The sequence below is a fragment of the Pseudomonas sp. So3.2b genome, assembly GCF_019464415.1.
GTDB lineage: Bacteria > Pseudomonadota > Gammaproteobacteria > Pseudomonadales > Pseudomonadaceae > Aquipseudomonas > Aquipseudomonas shahriarae.
Genome location: NZ_CP080494.1, coordinates 800,258 through 813,918, shown reverse-complemented (window position 1 = coordinate 813,918; position 13,661 = coordinate 800,258). Strand labels below are relative to the sequence as shown.

Genomic DNA, 13,661 nt, shown 5'->3' with positions numbered 1-13,661 from the left:
ACTCCTTTAAGGATCAATAATAAAAAATCGGAAAAATAGATAGCTTGTGACCGTCACACCCCCAAGGATAGACGGCAATTGCAAGGACTCAGCTCAATATGGAGACCGTTCCCAAGTATTTCAAGGCGCGTGACAGATTGTCGCAATCCAGACTGTCCAGCCAATGCAGGTCAGTCCAACTGCGCAGCCAAGTGAACTGGCGTTTTGCCAATTGGCGCGTGGCAATAATGCCGCGCTCCTGCATTTCGGCTGACGTCAGCTTGCCATCCAGATGATCCCAGACTTGGCGGTAGCCTACAGCACGTATCGAAGGCAATCCCGGATGCAGATCACCTCTTGAACGCAGTGCTACGACCTCCTCCACGAACCCCTGTTCCAACATAATTGTGAATCTTTGTGCAATTCGTTCATGCAGCACCTGCCGATTCGCCGGAGCGATAGCCAGATTGGCGACAGTATAGGGCAATTGTCCCGGTCCAGAGGTGCCTGCGTCAGTACTTTGCGCAGATTGTCTGAGGCGATGGGCCGTCATTGTCTGGCCACTCACGCGCCAGACTTCCAGAGCCCGGCTCAGGCGCTGGGGGTCGTTGGGGTGAATGCGCGCGGCAGATACCGGGTCAATCGCCGCCAATTGCTCGTGCAGGGCCTGCCAACCAAGGCGTGCAGCCTCTTCTTCGATTTCGGCGCGCACCTGCGGATCGGCGGGCGGCATGTCGGCCAAGCCTTCCTGCAGCGCCTTGTAATAGAGCATCGTGCCGCCCACCAGCAGCGGGATATTGCCCCGCGCGGTGATTTCAGCCATGGCCGCCAGGGCATCGGTACGAAAATCCGCCGCCGAGTAGCTTTGCGATGGATCAATAATGTCGATCAGTCGATGGGGATGGGCGGCCAACAGCTCCTTGGACGGCTTGGCGGTACCAATGTCCATGTCCCGGTAAACCAGGGCTGAATCGACACTGATCAGCTCACAGGGCAAAACCTTGGTCAGCTCGATCGCAAGGTCTGTCTTGCCGGCGGCCGTCGGGCCCATCAGGAAGATGGCGGGAGGTAGAGAGCTCATCAGCGGCCGCGCAGGAATAGTTTGTCCAGATCATCCAGGCCCATTTGGGTCCAGGTCGGTCGGCCATGGTTGCACTGGCCACTGCGCTCGGTGTTTTCCATGTCCCGCAGCAGGCCGTTCATTTCCGGCAGGGCCAGGCGCCGGTTGGCGCGGATCGCGCCGTGGCAGGCCATGGTGCCGAGCAGTTCGTTGATATGCGCCTGGATCCGGTCACTGGTGCCGTATTCCATCAGGTCCGCCAGCACGTCGGCCACCAGCCGATTGGCCTCGGCCTGCTTGAGCAGGGCGGGAATCTGCCGGATGGCCAGGGTTTCCGGGCCCAGGCGCTGCAACTCAAAACCCAGTTTCTGGAACACCGCGTGGTGCTCCTCGGCGCAATCGGCTTCCCGCTGGCTCACCGCCAGGGACTCCGGCACCAGCAATGGCTGGCCGCTCAGGCCTTCACTGGCCATGGCGATCTTCAGGCGCTCGTACATGATCCGTTCGTGGGCCGCGTGCATGTCCACCAGCACCAGGCCGTGGGCGTTTTCCGCGAGGATATAGATGCCCTTGAGCTGGGCCAGGGCATAACCCAGGGGCGGGATATCACCGCCGCCTTCCGGCAGGGCCACTGCGCCCGACTCGGCATCGGGCAGCGGCGCGAAGAATTCGCGATAGGCCGCCTGGGCCTCGGCCACCGGCACCGCCGATTGCGGACGCGGGGTGTATTGATACTGATAGCCCGCCCCCGCGCCGGAACCCGGCGCCGGGTAACTTGGCTGGGCTTGCGGCGATTGCAGCAGGTTGGCCGCCAGGCTCATTTCGCCCTGGGGCCCGAATTCACCGGCCTCCGGCCCTGTCGGGCGGACGACGGCGGTGACAATCGGCGCCGCCAGTTGATCGTCCGGGCGCACATCGCCCAAGGCACGGTGCAAGGTGCCATAGAGGAAGTCATGGACCATGCGCCCGTCACGGAAGCGCACCTCGTGCTTGGTCGGGTGCACGTTGACGTCGACCACCGCGGGGTCCACTTCAAAAAACAGCACAAAGGTTGGGTGCCGGCCATTGAACAGCACGTCGCGATAGGCCTGGCGCACCGCATGGGCCACCAGCTTGTCGCGTACGGCACGGCCATTCACAAAGAAATACTGCAAGTCTGCCTGGCTGCGGGAGAACGTCGGCAGGCCGACCCAACCCCACAAATGCAGGCCGTTACGCTCGATCTCAATCGGCAGCGCCTGTTCCAGGAAGCCTGCGCCGCAGATTGCCGACACGCGTCGGGCGCGGGCGGCATCGTCATTGGCCTCATGCAGGCTGAGGATGGTCTTGCCGTTGTGGCGCAGGTGGAAGGCCACATCAAAGCGCGCCAGGGCCAGGCGCTTGATGACTTCTTGCAGGTGATCGAATTCGGTTTTTTCGGCCTTGAGGAATTTGCGCCGCGCCGGGGTATTGAAGAACAGGTCGCGCACTTCCACCGAGGTGCCCACTGGATGGGCTGCCGGCTGGACCCGAGGGGCCATGTCACGGCCTTCGGTTTCCACCTGCCAGGCCTGTTCGGCGCCACGGGTGCGGGAGGTCAAGGTCAGGCGCGCCACGGAGCTGATTGATGCCAGCGCCTCACCACGAAAGCCCAGGCTCATCACCCGCTCAAGGTCTTCCAGGTCACGGATTTTGCTGGTGGCATGGCGTGCCAGTGCCAGCGGCAGGTCGTCCGAGGAAATCCCGCTACCGTCGTCGCGCACCCGCAGCAGCTTGACGCCGCCCTGCTCGACATCCACGTCGATGCGCTTGGCGCCGGAGTCGAGGCTGTTTTCCAGCAGCTCCTTGATCACCGACGCCGGGCGCTCAACCACCTCGCCCGCAGCGATCTGGTTAGCCAGCCGCGGGCTGAGCAGTTCGATGCGCGAAGCGCTGTTCAATACCGATTCGCTCATTACTGTGCTGCCAACTTAGTGCTGGGGATGGTCAACACCTGGCCGACTTTCAGCTCATCGGTTTTCAGGTTATTGGCGCTGCGCAAGGTGGCGGCCGAAACCTGGAAACGCACGGCCAGCATGGCCAAGGTGTCGCCGGGCTGCACCCGGTGATCACGCGGGCCCTGGGCGATTTTCCCGGAGTCCCGTAGCCAGGCGATATAGGTGCCCGGCGGCGGGTTCTGCTGGAAGAACTGACGCACGCCGGAACTGATGGAGCGCGCCAGCGCCTGCTGGTGGCTGGCGCTGGCCAGCTTGTTGGCTTCGTTGGCGTTGGAGATAAAGCCGGTTTCGACCAGGATCGACGGGATATCCGGCGACTTGAGCACCATAAACCCGGCCTGCTCCACCCGCTGCTTGTGCAACGGGGTCACCCGGCCCATGTTGGTCAGGACTTTCTGCCCGACGTTCAGGCTGGAGGTCAGCGAGGCAGTCATCGACAGATCCAGCAATACACCCGCGAGCATGCGGTCCTTGTCATCCAGGGACACGTTGCCGGCACCGCCGATCAAGTCGGAACGGTTTTCGCTGTCGGCCAGCCAGCGTGCGGTCTCGGATGTGGCGCCACGATCCGACAGGGCAAACACCGAGGCGCCAAAGGCGGCCTTCGACGGGGCGGCGTCGGCGTGGATCGACACGAACAGGTCGGCGCCCTTCTTGCGGGCGATTTCGGTACGCCCGCGCAGCGGATGAAGTAGTCGCCGGTACGGGTCAATTCGGCGCGGTAGCCTTTCATCCCGTTGATCTGGCGCTGCAATTCGCGGGCGATGGCCAGGACCACGTCTTTTCGTGCTGGCCACGGGAGCCCGAGGCGCCCGGGTCTTCACCGCCGTGGCCGGCGTCGATCACCACGATGACGTCACGTTTGCCGGCCGGGGCTGGCGGCAGCGGTGGCAACTTGACCTGGGGCTGCGCGGGGCTGACCGGCACGGCTGGCGTGGTGGCGACAGAAGGCGCAGGTGCAGGGGCTGGTGCCGCATCGGCAGGGTTATCGAACAGATCGACCACCAGGCGGTTGCCATACTGGGCGTTCGGCGCGAGGGAAAAACTCTTCGGCGTCACGACCTTTTTCAGGTCGATGACCACCCGCAGGTCGGTCGGCGTGCGCTGGGCCGAGCGCATCGCGGTAATCGGCGTGTTCGCAGTGGAGACCTTCAGGGGCGCGGCCAGGGTCGCACCGTTGATGTCAATCACCAGGCGATCAGGCGCCGTCAGGGTAAAGACACTGTGCTGGACCGGGCCAGACAGGTCGAACACCAGTCGCGTGTTATCCGGAGCTCGCCACAGGCGCACACTTTTCACCTGTGAAGCAGCCAGAGCATTGACAGTCATTGCCGCAAGCAACACCCCCACGACAGCAACCAACGCGCGAAAGCGCATACCTAACCCACCCATTATTAGAATTTCAAAGCCAAAGCGGCACACCAGGACTCACTGCGCGCGCTCTGGGACAACAATTTCAACTGACGCCCATGGTTATGCGCAGTAATGGTAATGGTCAGGTCGGGCTTTGGCAAAAAGCCTGTGCCCTTGTCCGGCCACTCGATCAGGCACAAGGCGTCGCCATCGAAGTAATCGCGGATGCCCATGTACTCCAATTCCTCGGGATCCACCAGGCGATACAGGTCGAAATGGAACGCCCGCACCTCACCGATCTCGTAAGGTTCTACCAGGGTGAACGTCGGACTTTTCACTGCACCACTATGCCCAAGCCCGCGAATGATGCCGCGCGACAGCGTGGTTTTGCCGGCGCCCAGATCACCTTGCAGAAAAATCAGGCCCACACCCCCGGTGATCTCGGCAATGCTTTTGCCGAGAGCCACCATGGCCTCTTCATCCGCTATAAACAGCGTTACTTCAGACACGGTGACTGCTCCTCCAACAACTGACGAATGGCGGGAATCAGGTCACTGGCCACCAGGCCGCGACCCAAGGTGCCCTGACGATCGCCCGCCGTGGCGTGCAACCACACTGCCAGGCTGGCGGCCTCGAACGCTGGCATGCCTTGGGCCAGCAGCGCGCCGGTCAAGCCGGCGAGCACATCCCCAGGCCCGCCGATGCCATGGCCGGATGCCCCTGGTCACAGCGCGCCACCCGCCCATCCGGGCTGGCGATCAGGCTGCCCGCGCCCTTGAGCACCGTGACTGCATTGAATTTCTGGCTCAGCGCGCGCGCCACCTTAAGCCGGTCGGCCTGAACCTCGGCTGTCGAGATCCCCATCAGCCGCGCCGCCTCCCCTGGGTGCGGAGTGATCACGCAATCGGCCGGCAAGGTTACATGGCCTGCGGCCAGCAGGTTCAGCGCATCGGCATCCCAGACCTGGGGTTGCCGGGCATTGGCGGCCACCGACAGCAGGCTTTTGCCCCACGCCATGTCGCCCAGGCCAGGGCCGACAACCATCACCGAGACTTTTTCCAGCAAGCCCATCAACTGATTGGCCGAATGCACCCCGCGCACCATGACTTCCGGCAAGCGGGTCAAAGCGGCGGGGACATGTTCACTGCGGGTCGCCAGGGACACCAGGCCAGCGCCGCTGCGCAAAGCGCTTTCGGCACTCAGTAGCGCCGCGCCGCCAAAACCATGGTCGCCACCAATCACCAGGACGTGGCCAAACTGCCCCTTGTGGGCCTCTGGGGAACGCGCAGCCAGTTGCGGCAATTGGCCGGGCAACAGGGGCTGCACGTCGGTTATTTCGTGTTTTGTCTGCGGCATGCGTCTTCAAGCTCCGATGTCTGGCAGAATTATACGCATCTAACCTGCGGTTTCTCTCGTCTCATGCCTGCTATTACCACCGATCTGCCCGCCCTCGCCCAATCGATCAAAGACTGGGGTCGCGAGCTGGGCTTTCAACAAGTCGGCATCAGCGGCCTGGACCTGGCTGAGCATGAACAGCACCTGCAGCGCTGGCTCGACGCGGGCTACCACGGCGAGATGGACTACATGGGCGCCCATGGCAGCAAACGCTCGCACCCGGACGAGTTGGTACCCGGCACCTTGCGCGTGGTGTCCCTGCGCATGGATTACCTGCCCGGCGATACGCAAATGGCGCAGCTGCTGGCCCAACCCGAAAAAGCCTATATCTCCCGCTACGCCCTGGGCCGCGACTACCACAAGCTGATCCGCAAGCGCGTGCAGCAACTGGCCGACCGCATCCAGGCACAGATCGGACCGTTTGGTTTTCGCGCCTTCGTCGACAGCGCCCCAGTGCTGGAAAAAGCCATCGCCGAACAAGCCGGCCTGGGCTGGATCGGCAAAAACACCCTGGTCCTCAACCGCAAGGCCGGTAGCTACTTCTTCCTCAGCGAACTGTTCGTCGACCTGCCACTGCCCGTCGACCCGCCCCACAGCACCGAACACTGCGGCCGCTGCACCGCCTGCCTGGACATCTGCCCCACCAATGCCTTCGTCGGGCCCTATGTGCTGGACGCCCGGCGCTGCATTTCCTACTTGACCATCGAACTCAAGAGCGCAATCCCCGAGGATCTGCGGCCACTGATTGGCAACCGCGTGTTCGGCTGCGATGACTGTCAGATCGTTTGCCCGTGGAATCGTTTCGCCCGACCTTCAGGAGAAAGCGATTTCAAGCCGCGCCACAACCTGGATAACGCCGAACTGGCCGAGTTATTTATGTGGGATGAGGATAAATTCCTCAGCAGCACCGAAGGCTCGCCGCTACGCCGCGCCGGTTATGAGCGTTGGCTGCGTAACCTGGCCGTGGGCTTGGGCAACGCGCCTTCCAGCATTCCGGTGCTGGAAGCCTTGAAGGCGCGCCGGGACTACCCCTCCGAACTGGTCCGCGAACATGTCGAATGGGCGCTGAACCAGCACGCGACGCGTCAATGTTCGTCGTTGTAGACGAACTTGGGCATTTCCCAGTGAAAGCGGATGGCCAGCAGTCGCAGTAGAAAACCGCTGAACAGGGTGAGCAGAATCGCTTGCTCGCTGGGCAGTTCGAGGTAGATGCACAGCATGTAGCACCAGGCGGCGAGGAACGACACGCTGGCATACAACTCGCGGCGGAAGATCAACGGAATATCATTACAGAAAATATCCCGCAGGATCCCGCCGAAGACTCCGGTAATCACCCCGCTGACCGAGGCCACCAGCATGCCGTGCCCCATTTCCAGGGCCGTCATGCAGCCGATCAGGGTGAAAGCCACCAGGCCTACGGCGTCCAGCGCCAAAAACAGTGAGCGCAAGTGGCGCATCAGCGGGGCGATAAAGATCGTCACCAATGCCGCTACCGAGGTCAGCACCAGGTATTCCGGGTGTTTGACCCAGGTCAGCGGGTAATGGCCGAGCAACACATCGCGCACCGAACCGCCACCCAGCGCCGTCACGCAGGCGATCAACACCACGCCAAACCAGTCCATGCCACGACGGCCGGCGGACAAGGCGCCGGTCATGGCTTCGGCGGTGATGGCGATGAGGTAGAGCATCAGCAGCATGATGGCGATCCTTGCAAAGAGGCGCGCAGTCTAATCATTTGGCGAGGGCACCAAAAGGGGGCGCTCGGCGAAAGACCGAGCATGCCCACACTTGGAATGCGATCAAGTGTGTGGTTTGAGGGCACAGAACTTTGCACACACCACACAGCAACTGTGGGAGCGGGCTTGCCCGCGATGGCGCCAGCCCTGGCGCCACGAACTCAAGCCTTGATGAAATGCTTGCGGTAATGCTGCAACTCGGCAATCGACTCGCGGATATCATCCAGGGCCAGGTGGGTGCTGCCCTTATGGAAGCTGTCCTTGACATCTGGCGCCCAACGCGCGGCCAGTTCTTTCAAGGTCGACACATCGAGGTTGCGGTAGTGGAAGTAGCTTTCCAGCCCCTTCATATGGGTATAAAGGAAGCGGCGGTCCTGGCAGATGCTGTTGCCACAGATCGGCGACTTGCCCTTGGGCACCCACTTTTCCAGGAAGGCAATCGTCTGGGCCTCAGCCTCGGCCATGCTGATGCGGCTGTCGCGCACGCGCTGGGTCAGGCCCGAGTTGCCGTGGGTGCGGGTGTTCCACTCGTCCATGGTGGCCAGCACCGCGTCGCTGTGGTGGATGGCGATCACCGGACCTTCGGCCAAGGTGTTGAGGTTGCTGTCGGTGACAATGGTCGCCATCTCGATGATGACGTCGGTGTCAGGGTTCAGACCGGTCATTTCCAGATCGATCCAAATCAGGTTCTGTGGGTTTTGCATGTCGTGGTTCCTTGGCACCTTGGCGTAGCTGCGCAGTTTAGCAGGCGGGGCGTGCTAGACTCGCGACCGTTTTATCCAACCTTTGCATTATCGACACGGAACACCAATGGCCAAACGCCAGCTCAACCGTCGCCAAAACTGGCGCATCGAAAAAATCCAGGGTGAACGCGCTGCCCGCGCCGCCAAACGTGAATCTTCCGCCGTGGAAGCGCTGGAGGGTGGCGACCTGGGCCCCGAACAAACGGGCCTGGTGATCGCGCACTTTGGGGTGCAGGTCGAAGTCGAGGCCCTGGAGGGCGAGCTGGCCGGCGAAGTGTTCCGCTGCCACCTGCGCGCCAACCTGCCGGCCCTGGTAACCGGCGACAAAGTGGTGTGGCGTGCCGGCAACCAAGGCATCGGGGTGATCGTCGCGCAACTGCCGCGCAGCACCGAACTGCGCCGCCCGGACAGCCGTGGCCAACTCAAGCCGGTGGCGGCCAACGTCGACATGATTGTCATCGTCTTCGCCCCGCTGCCCGAGCCACACGCCAACCTGATCGACCGCTACCTGGTGGCGGCCGAGCACGCTGGCATCCGCCCGCTGTTGCTGCTGAACAAATTCGACCTGATCGACGACCAGAACGCCCCGGCGCTGAATGCGTTGCTTGCGGTGTATCGGCAGTTGGGCTACCCGGTGCTGGAAGTCTCGGCACACCATGGCAACGGCATGGAACAGCTGCAACAGCAGTTGGACGGGCGCATCAGCGTGTTCGTCGGCCAGTCGGGCGTGGGTAAGTCGTCGCTGGTCAACAGCCTGCTACCGGAAGTCGAGACCCGCGTCGGCCCGCTGTCGGAGCTGTCCGGCCAGGGTACGCACACCACCACCACCGCACGCCTGTTCCACTTCCCGGGCGGTGGCGAGCTGATCGACTCCCCCGGCATCCGTGAATTCGGCCTGGGCCACGTCAGCCGCGCAGATGTAGAAGCGGGTTTCATCGAGTTCAACGACTTGATCGGCACGTGCCGCTTCCGCGACTGCAAGCACGACCGCGAGCCGGGTTGTGCGTTGCTCAAGGCCCTGGAAGACGGGCGCGTGCAGCAACAACGCATGAACAGCTATCGCTCAATCATCGCGAGTTTGCCGGAAAGCAGTTACTGAGTGGCCATGCCTCGATACACTTTAAGTGCAGCCTGCAACCCCCTACTCCATTGATTTAATAGGGGCCGGCATCAAGAATTCAGGACAACTGGGTGGCTCGTTGACACAAGCCAGCTTGAATTCGGAATTCCTGATGCCCATAATCACTCCGTTACCGGCGAAAGTCGGCAGGAGTCTGGATCCTTCCCGGAGTTGATCCAGCGGCGCAGAAGGGGCGAAGCAAGCTCCACTGCGTGTCGAATGAAGCCGCCTTCGGGCGGCTTTGCTTTTGTGGGACATTCGATTGACTCTCTACTATCACCCCAAACAAGGCGATGTTCTTCTCTGCGATTTCACACGAGGCTTTGTCGCCCCTGAAATGCTGAAGATCCGTAAAGTCGTGGTGATATCCCCTACCTCCAGCCACAATCGCAGGCTGTGCACTGTAGTCCCGATCGCCTCTACTGCCCCCGAAGTCCAGCATGCCTGGCACCACCTGTTACACATCAACCCCCTTCAGTCCGATGGCTACAAAGAGCTGTGGGTGAAGTGCGACATGATCTATACCGTGAGTTTCGAGCGCCTCGACAAGCTGCATAGAAAGACCCGCTCCAAAGGTCGGGAGTACTTCGTACCGCGGCTGAATACCGATGATATGCAAGGCGTGATCAGTGGCGTCAAAGCCTACCTCCCACTTTGAGCACAAGTAAAAACGCCCCGACTGATCGGGGCGCTTTCATTTAGACGGTACGCCTACGAGCCTGGCGCAGGCACCGTAGGAGCCTTTACCCCGCCCTCATCAAACAGATTCAGCTTCTGCCGCAACTCATGGGCCGGCAACGGCTGCTGCTCGGGTGGCAGGGCATTCGGGTCTACCGGCACTTCACCCGGCGCGCCCTCGCCCTGGGTCGGTACCGGCGCAGGGGCACCCTGCTCGCCTTCGATGGCACGCTGGGCCTTTTTGGTCAGCACCACAATATCAATGCGCCGGTTGATCGGGTTGAACGGGTCCTGGACATCAAACAGCTGGGATGAAGCAAAGCCCACGACGCGCGCCACCTGGGTATCCGGATAGCTGCCGGCCACCAGGACACGGCGGGCGGCGTTGGCACGGTTGGCCGACAACTCCCAGTTACCGAAATCGCCCAGGCCCGAATACGGCTTGGCATCGGTGTGGCCGCTGACGCTGATCTTGTTCGGCACCGCCTTGATGGTGTCGGCCATGGCCAGCAGGATGTCTTCGAAGTAAGACTTCAGGCGCGCACTGCCAGAGTCGAACATCGGTCGATTGGCCGCATCCATGATCTGGATACGCAGGCCATCCTGGGTGATATCGAAGTGGATCTGATCCTTGAATTTTTGCAATTGCGGGTTTTCATCGACCTTGTTCTGCAACTCTTGCAGTAACAGCTCCAGGCGTTCCTGCTCGACCTGTTCGGCCATGCTCTCGACGGTCTGGCGTTCGATCGGGATATTTTCCTGGGGCGCTTCGGTCTGCACCTCCGGGTTGATGGTGCGCTCAGGGGCCAATTCGGGCGAGCCGCCCAAGTCGATCACAAACGGCGTGCCGCTCTCGGAAAACCCAATGGGATCCTTGAAGTAACCGGCGATGGCGATCTTCTGTTCCGGCGTCGCGGTGGACATCAGCCACAACACCAAAAAGAACGCCATCATCGCCGTCGCAAAGTCAGCGAAGGCAATTTTCCAGGCACCACCGTGGTGCCCGGCAGCGAAGCGCTTGACGCGCTTGATGATAATCGGCTGGTTGTTTTCCATGGCTTAGCGACCGCGAACTGCTTGTTCCAGCTCGGCAAAGCTTGGACGGTGCTTCGGATACAGCACCTTGCGCCCGAACTCCACCGCCAGGGATGGCGGCATGCCGGAAGCCGAAGCCACCAGGGACGCCTTGATCGCTTCGTAGATATTCATCTCTTCCTTGGCGTCGTGGGCCAGGGAGGTGGCCAGCGGGCCAAAGAAGCCATAGGCCGCGAGAATACCGAAGAAGGTCCCCACCAGCGCCGCACCGACATGCTTGCCGATCGCGGCCTGGTCGCCCTCGCCCAACGACGCCATGGTCACCACGATTCCCAGCACCGCCGCGACGATACCGAAACCGGGCATGCCATCAGCGATACCGTTCACGGCATGGGACGGGTGTTCGATTTCTTCCTTGAGGCTGAACAGCTCCATGTCGAACAAGCCTTCCAGCTCGTGGGGGGCCATGTTGCCGGAGGACATGATGCGCAGATAGTCGCAGATGTAGGCAGTCATGCGGTCGTCCTTGAGCACGGCCGGGTACTTGGCGAAGATCGGGCTCGCCGCAGCGTCCTCGATATCAGCCTCGATAGCCATCATGCCTTCACGGCGGCTCTTGTTAAGGATCTCGTAGACCAGGCCCAACACTTCCAGGTAGAACGTGTGGGAAAAGCGCGAGCTGAACATGCCCAGCGATTTCTTGAGCACGTGCATGGTCATGTAGCTGGGGTTAGCTTGCAGGAAAGCGCCAAACGCCGCACCGCCGATGATCAGCACTTCGAAGGGCTGGATCAGCGCAGCAATTTTACCGTGGGACAGAACGTATCCGCTGAGCACGCTTGCGATGACGACGATGATGCCGATAATTTTAGCCATAGGGGATGAGTACTTGCGCCGTCGGGTTCATGGACATATTCGGAAGATCTAAAAACTCTTCTTCTACTTATCGGCAAAACTGCGCCAGACTATAGCCCGTTAAGGCGAAAAGCCAGTTCGGCCCACTCCGGGCGTGTTGACCGCAAGTGATGATCGCGCCCCAATCATGGCAAACGAAACGACAGTCCCAACTACAAAACCCAACTCTCTGGCTGGCTGGATCAAGCGTCTGGACGAGGTTCTCCTGCCCGTCCCGCAGGCGAGCCACATTGCCGTGTGCAAGGCCATCGGCGACAGTCGCCGTTCGTTGCGAGATATTGCAGAGCTGATGCAAGACAGCCCGGCACTGGTCCTGAGCGTCATGCGTGAAGCCAACAACCAGGCCCACGGCAGCCTGGCAGAGCCCGCAGAAAACCTTGAAGTGGCGATCAACCGCCTCGGCCTCAAGCGCACCGAAGAACTGCTCGCGCGCCTGCCGTCGGTGCCGCGCAATGAAATCCCCGTGGCCCTGCGCCAATTGCAGCTGATCAGCCAACATGCCTCGCAGCAAGCCAGCGGCCTGTTTGCCAGCCGCCTGGCGCGCCTGTGGCAGGATATTCATTGGGGCAGCCTGCTGTTTCTTTCACCGCTGTGGCCGATGGCCGTTGCCTACCCCAAGCTCCTGGAGGAATGGGAGCTGCGGGTGATCCACAAGGGTCAATCGGCACGCAAGGTCGAACAGGAATTGTTTGGCGTGCCCCTGCTGGCACTGTGCCTGGAGCTGACCGAGGCCTGGCGCCTGCCGATCTGGGTGTCCCAGGGCTACCAACTGCTGCTCAAGGAACAACGCTTACTGGTCAAGGCCCTGCACATCGCCCGCGATGAAGTGCCGTTGAGCCAGCAGCAAAAACTCGATGCCGACCCGGCGCTGCGGCGCTGGCTGAACCAGCCGGCCAATACCGTGCTACTGGCCAATGGTATGGCACTGGCGGCCCAGGAATCCTGGGCCTGCCCCCATACCCAGCGCTGGCAGTACCTCACCGCGTTGTACCTGCAACAACCACTGGCCGACGTGCAGCAACAGGTGCACCAACAGGCGGTCATCAGCGCGCGCCATACCCTGACCGCCGGTCTCTGGCATCCGGCACTGGCGCTGATCTGGCCGTGGCATGTGCAACGGGTGCATCGCGGCCTGCTGCCCGCACCGCCGCCGACCGCCGAAGCCCTGGCGGTGTGGCGCAAGCGTTGTACTGAGCTGCTGGTGGAGCCCAGCCGCTTCGCCAATGCGATGCACTTGACCACCTGCGCCAAGGAGGCCCTGGTTGCCAGTGGCATGCAGCGCGTGATGTTGCTGATGGCCGACAAGGCCTTGGCCACTTTGCGCGTGCATCAGGTCGATGGCCTGCCCAAGGACGCTGCCAACCTGAGCCTCGAGTCCGCACAAAGCACGCTGCTGCAACGCTTGCTGGAAAAGCCTGCGCAAGTGCGCCTCAACCCGGAAAATCACGCACAATTCGCGGTGCTGCTGCCTGCTTCATTGCGGCGCCTGTTCGTCGGCGAGCATTTGCTGCTGCGCTCCTTGAGCTGTAACGGCCGGGTGGTGATGCTGATGATTGCCGACCAGGGGGGCGGGCCGTTCTCCGAAACCACCGTGCAGGCCTTCGGCAAAACCGCCCAATGCATCGAGAAAGCCCTGCACTGCTTTACCAACCGCACCGCTTGATGCTTGCG

The 13,661-nt window shown here is 61.8% G+C and carries 11 protein-coding genes and 2 pseudogenes; 4 read left to right on the top strand and 9 right to left on the bottom strand.

Going from position 1 to position 13,661, the window contains the following annotated elements:
* Positions 1-88: 88 nt before the first annotated feature.
* From miaA to K1X80_RS03520, 5 genes and pseudogenes are all read right to left on the bottom strand, one after another.
* Positions 89-1,060, bottom strand: a complete 972-nt coding sequence (gene miaA / locus K1X80_RS03540; RefSeq protein WP_057958151.1) for a tRNA (adenosine(37)-N6)-dimethylallyltransferase MiaA — start codon at positions 1,058-1,060, stop codon at positions 89-91.
* The gene (gene mutL, locus K1X80_RS03535; protein WP_186625919.1) at positions 1,060-2,958 is read right to left on the bottom strand and encodes a DNA mismatch repair endonuclease MutL; all 1,899 of its coding nucleotides are present in this window, start codon (positions 2,956-2,958) and stop codon (positions 1,060-1,062) included. Before mutL ends, miaA begins: the two co-directional genes overlap by 1 nt.
* 14 nt (positions 2,959-2,972) lie before the next feature.
* Positions 2,973-4,392 (bottom strand): annotated as a pseudogene (locus tag K1X80_RS03530) (N-acetylmuramoyl-L-alanine amidase).
* A gap of 17 nt (positions 4,393-4,409) precedes the next feature.
* The gene (gene tsaE / locus K1X80_RS03525) at positions 4,410-4,877 is read right to left on the bottom strand and encodes a tRNA (adenosine(37)-N6)-threonylcarbamoyltransferase complex ATPase subunit type 1 TsaE (protein ID WP_057437400.1); all 468 of its coding nucleotides are present in this window, start codon (positions 4,875-4,877) and stop codon (positions 4,410-4,412) included.
* A pseudogene (locus tag K1X80_RS03520) lies at positions 4,865-5,724 on the bottom strand (NAD(P)H-hydrate dehydratase). The gene tsaE and the pseudogene K1X80_RS03520 overlap by 13 nt, the downstream one beginning before the upstream one ends.
* 63 nt (positions 5,725-5,787) lie before the next feature.
* Between K1X80_RS03520 and queG the strand changes: the two are divergent.
* Positions 5,788-6,867, top strand: a complete 1,080-nt coding sequence (gene queG / locus K1X80_RS03515; protein ID WP_057958149.1) for a tRNA epoxyqueuosine(34) reductase QueG — start codon at positions 5,788-5,790, stop codon at positions 6,865-6,867.
* On the opposite strand, the gene K1X80_RS03510 is transcribed toward queG, so the two are convergent.
* Positions 6,849-7,463 carry a trimeric intracellular cation channel family protein gene (locus K1X80_RS03510; RefSeq protein ID WP_169851492.1) on the bottom strand — a complete coding sequence of 205 codons (615 nt, stop codon included), beginning with the start codon at positions 7,461-7,463 and terminating at the stop codon, positions 6,849-6,851. The two genes, queG and K1X80_RS03510, sit on opposite strands and share 19 nt — an antisense overlap.
* 197 nt (positions 7,464-7,660) lie before the next feature.
* Positions 7,661-8,203 (bottom strand): oligoribonuclease, encoded by a 543-nt coding sequence (gene orn, locus K1X80_RS03505; protein WP_220172660.1) that lies wholly within the window; start codon positions 8,201-8,203, stop codon positions 7,661-7,663.
* Positions 8,204-8,309: 106 nt separating this feature from the next.
* Here orn and rsgA point away from each other — a divergent pair, with 106 nt between their 5' ends.
* Positions 8,310-9,341 carry a small ribosomal subunit biogenesis GTPase RsgA gene (gene rsgA / locus K1X80_RS03500; RefSeq protein WP_057437388.1) on the top strand — a complete coding sequence of 344 codons (1,032 nt, stop codon included), beginning with the start codon at positions 8,310-8,312 and terminating at the stop codon, positions 9,339-9,341.
* 283 nt (positions 9,342-9,624) lie between these two features.
* Positions 9,625-10,020: a type II toxin-antitoxin system PemK/MazF family toxin gene (locus K1X80_RS03495; protein ID WP_200659362.1), complete on the top strand. Its 396-nt coding sequence runs from the start codon at positions 9,625-9,627 to the stop codon at positions 10,018-10,020.
* A gap of 53 nt (positions 10,021-10,073) precedes the next feature.
* Here K1X80_RS03495 and motB read toward each other — a convergent pair whose 3' ends face one another.
* Together motB and motA are read right to left on the bottom strand one after the other, a co-directional pair.
* Entirely contained in the window at positions 10,074-11,096 is a 1,023-nt protein-coding gene (motB, locus tag K1X80_RS03490) for a flagellar motor protein MotB (RefSeq protein ID WP_128593134.1), read from the bottom strand.
* A 3-nt stretch (positions 11,097-11,099) separates the two neighbouring features.
* On the bottom strand, positions 11,100-11,951 hold the full coding sequence (gene motA, locus K1X80_RS03485; RefSeq protein ID WP_057958147.1) for a flagellar motor stator protein MotA: 852 nt from the start codon (positions 11,949-11,951) through the stop codon (positions 11,100-11,102).
* Positions 11,952-12,117: 166 nt separating this feature from the next.
* Here motA and K1X80_RS03480 point away from each other — a divergent pair, with 166 nt between their 5' ends.
* A complete protein-coding gene (locus K1X80_RS03480) occupies positions 12,118-13,653 on the top strand; it encodes an HDOD domain-containing protein (RefSeq protein WP_057958146.1) in 1,536 nt (511 codons plus the stop codon).
* Positions 13,654-13,661 lie beyond the last annotated feature (8 nt).

Excerpts from the sequence above, each read along its gene's own strand:
- motA (WP_057958147.1), bottom strand. The coding sequence starts at position 11,951 with ATGGCTAAAATTATCGGCATCATCGTCGTCATCGCAAGCGTGCTCAGC.
- rsgA (WP_057437388.1), top strand. The coding sequence starts at position 8,310 with ATGGCCAAACGCCAGCTCAACCGTCGCCAAAACTGGCGCATCGAAAAA.
- miaA (WP_057958151.1), bottom strand. The coding sequence starts at position 1,060 with ATGAGCTCTCTACCTCCCGCCATCTTCCTGATGGGCCCGACGGCCGCC.
- motB (WP_128593134.1), bottom strand. The coding sequence starts at position 11,096 with ATGGAAAACAACCAGCCGATTATCATCAAGCGCGTCAAGCGCTTCGCT.
- orn (WP_220172660.1), bottom strand. The coding sequence starts at position 8,203 with ATGCAAAACCCACAGAACCTGATTTGGATCGATCTGGAAATGACCGGT.
- K1X80_RS03480 (WP_057958146.1), top strand. The coding sequence starts at position 12,118 with ATGGCAAACGAAACGACAGTCCCAACTACAAAACCCAACTCTCTGGCT.
- queG (WP_057958149.1), top strand. The coding sequence starts at position 5,788 with ATGCCTGCTATTACCACCGATCTGCCCGCCCTCGCCCAATCGATCAAA.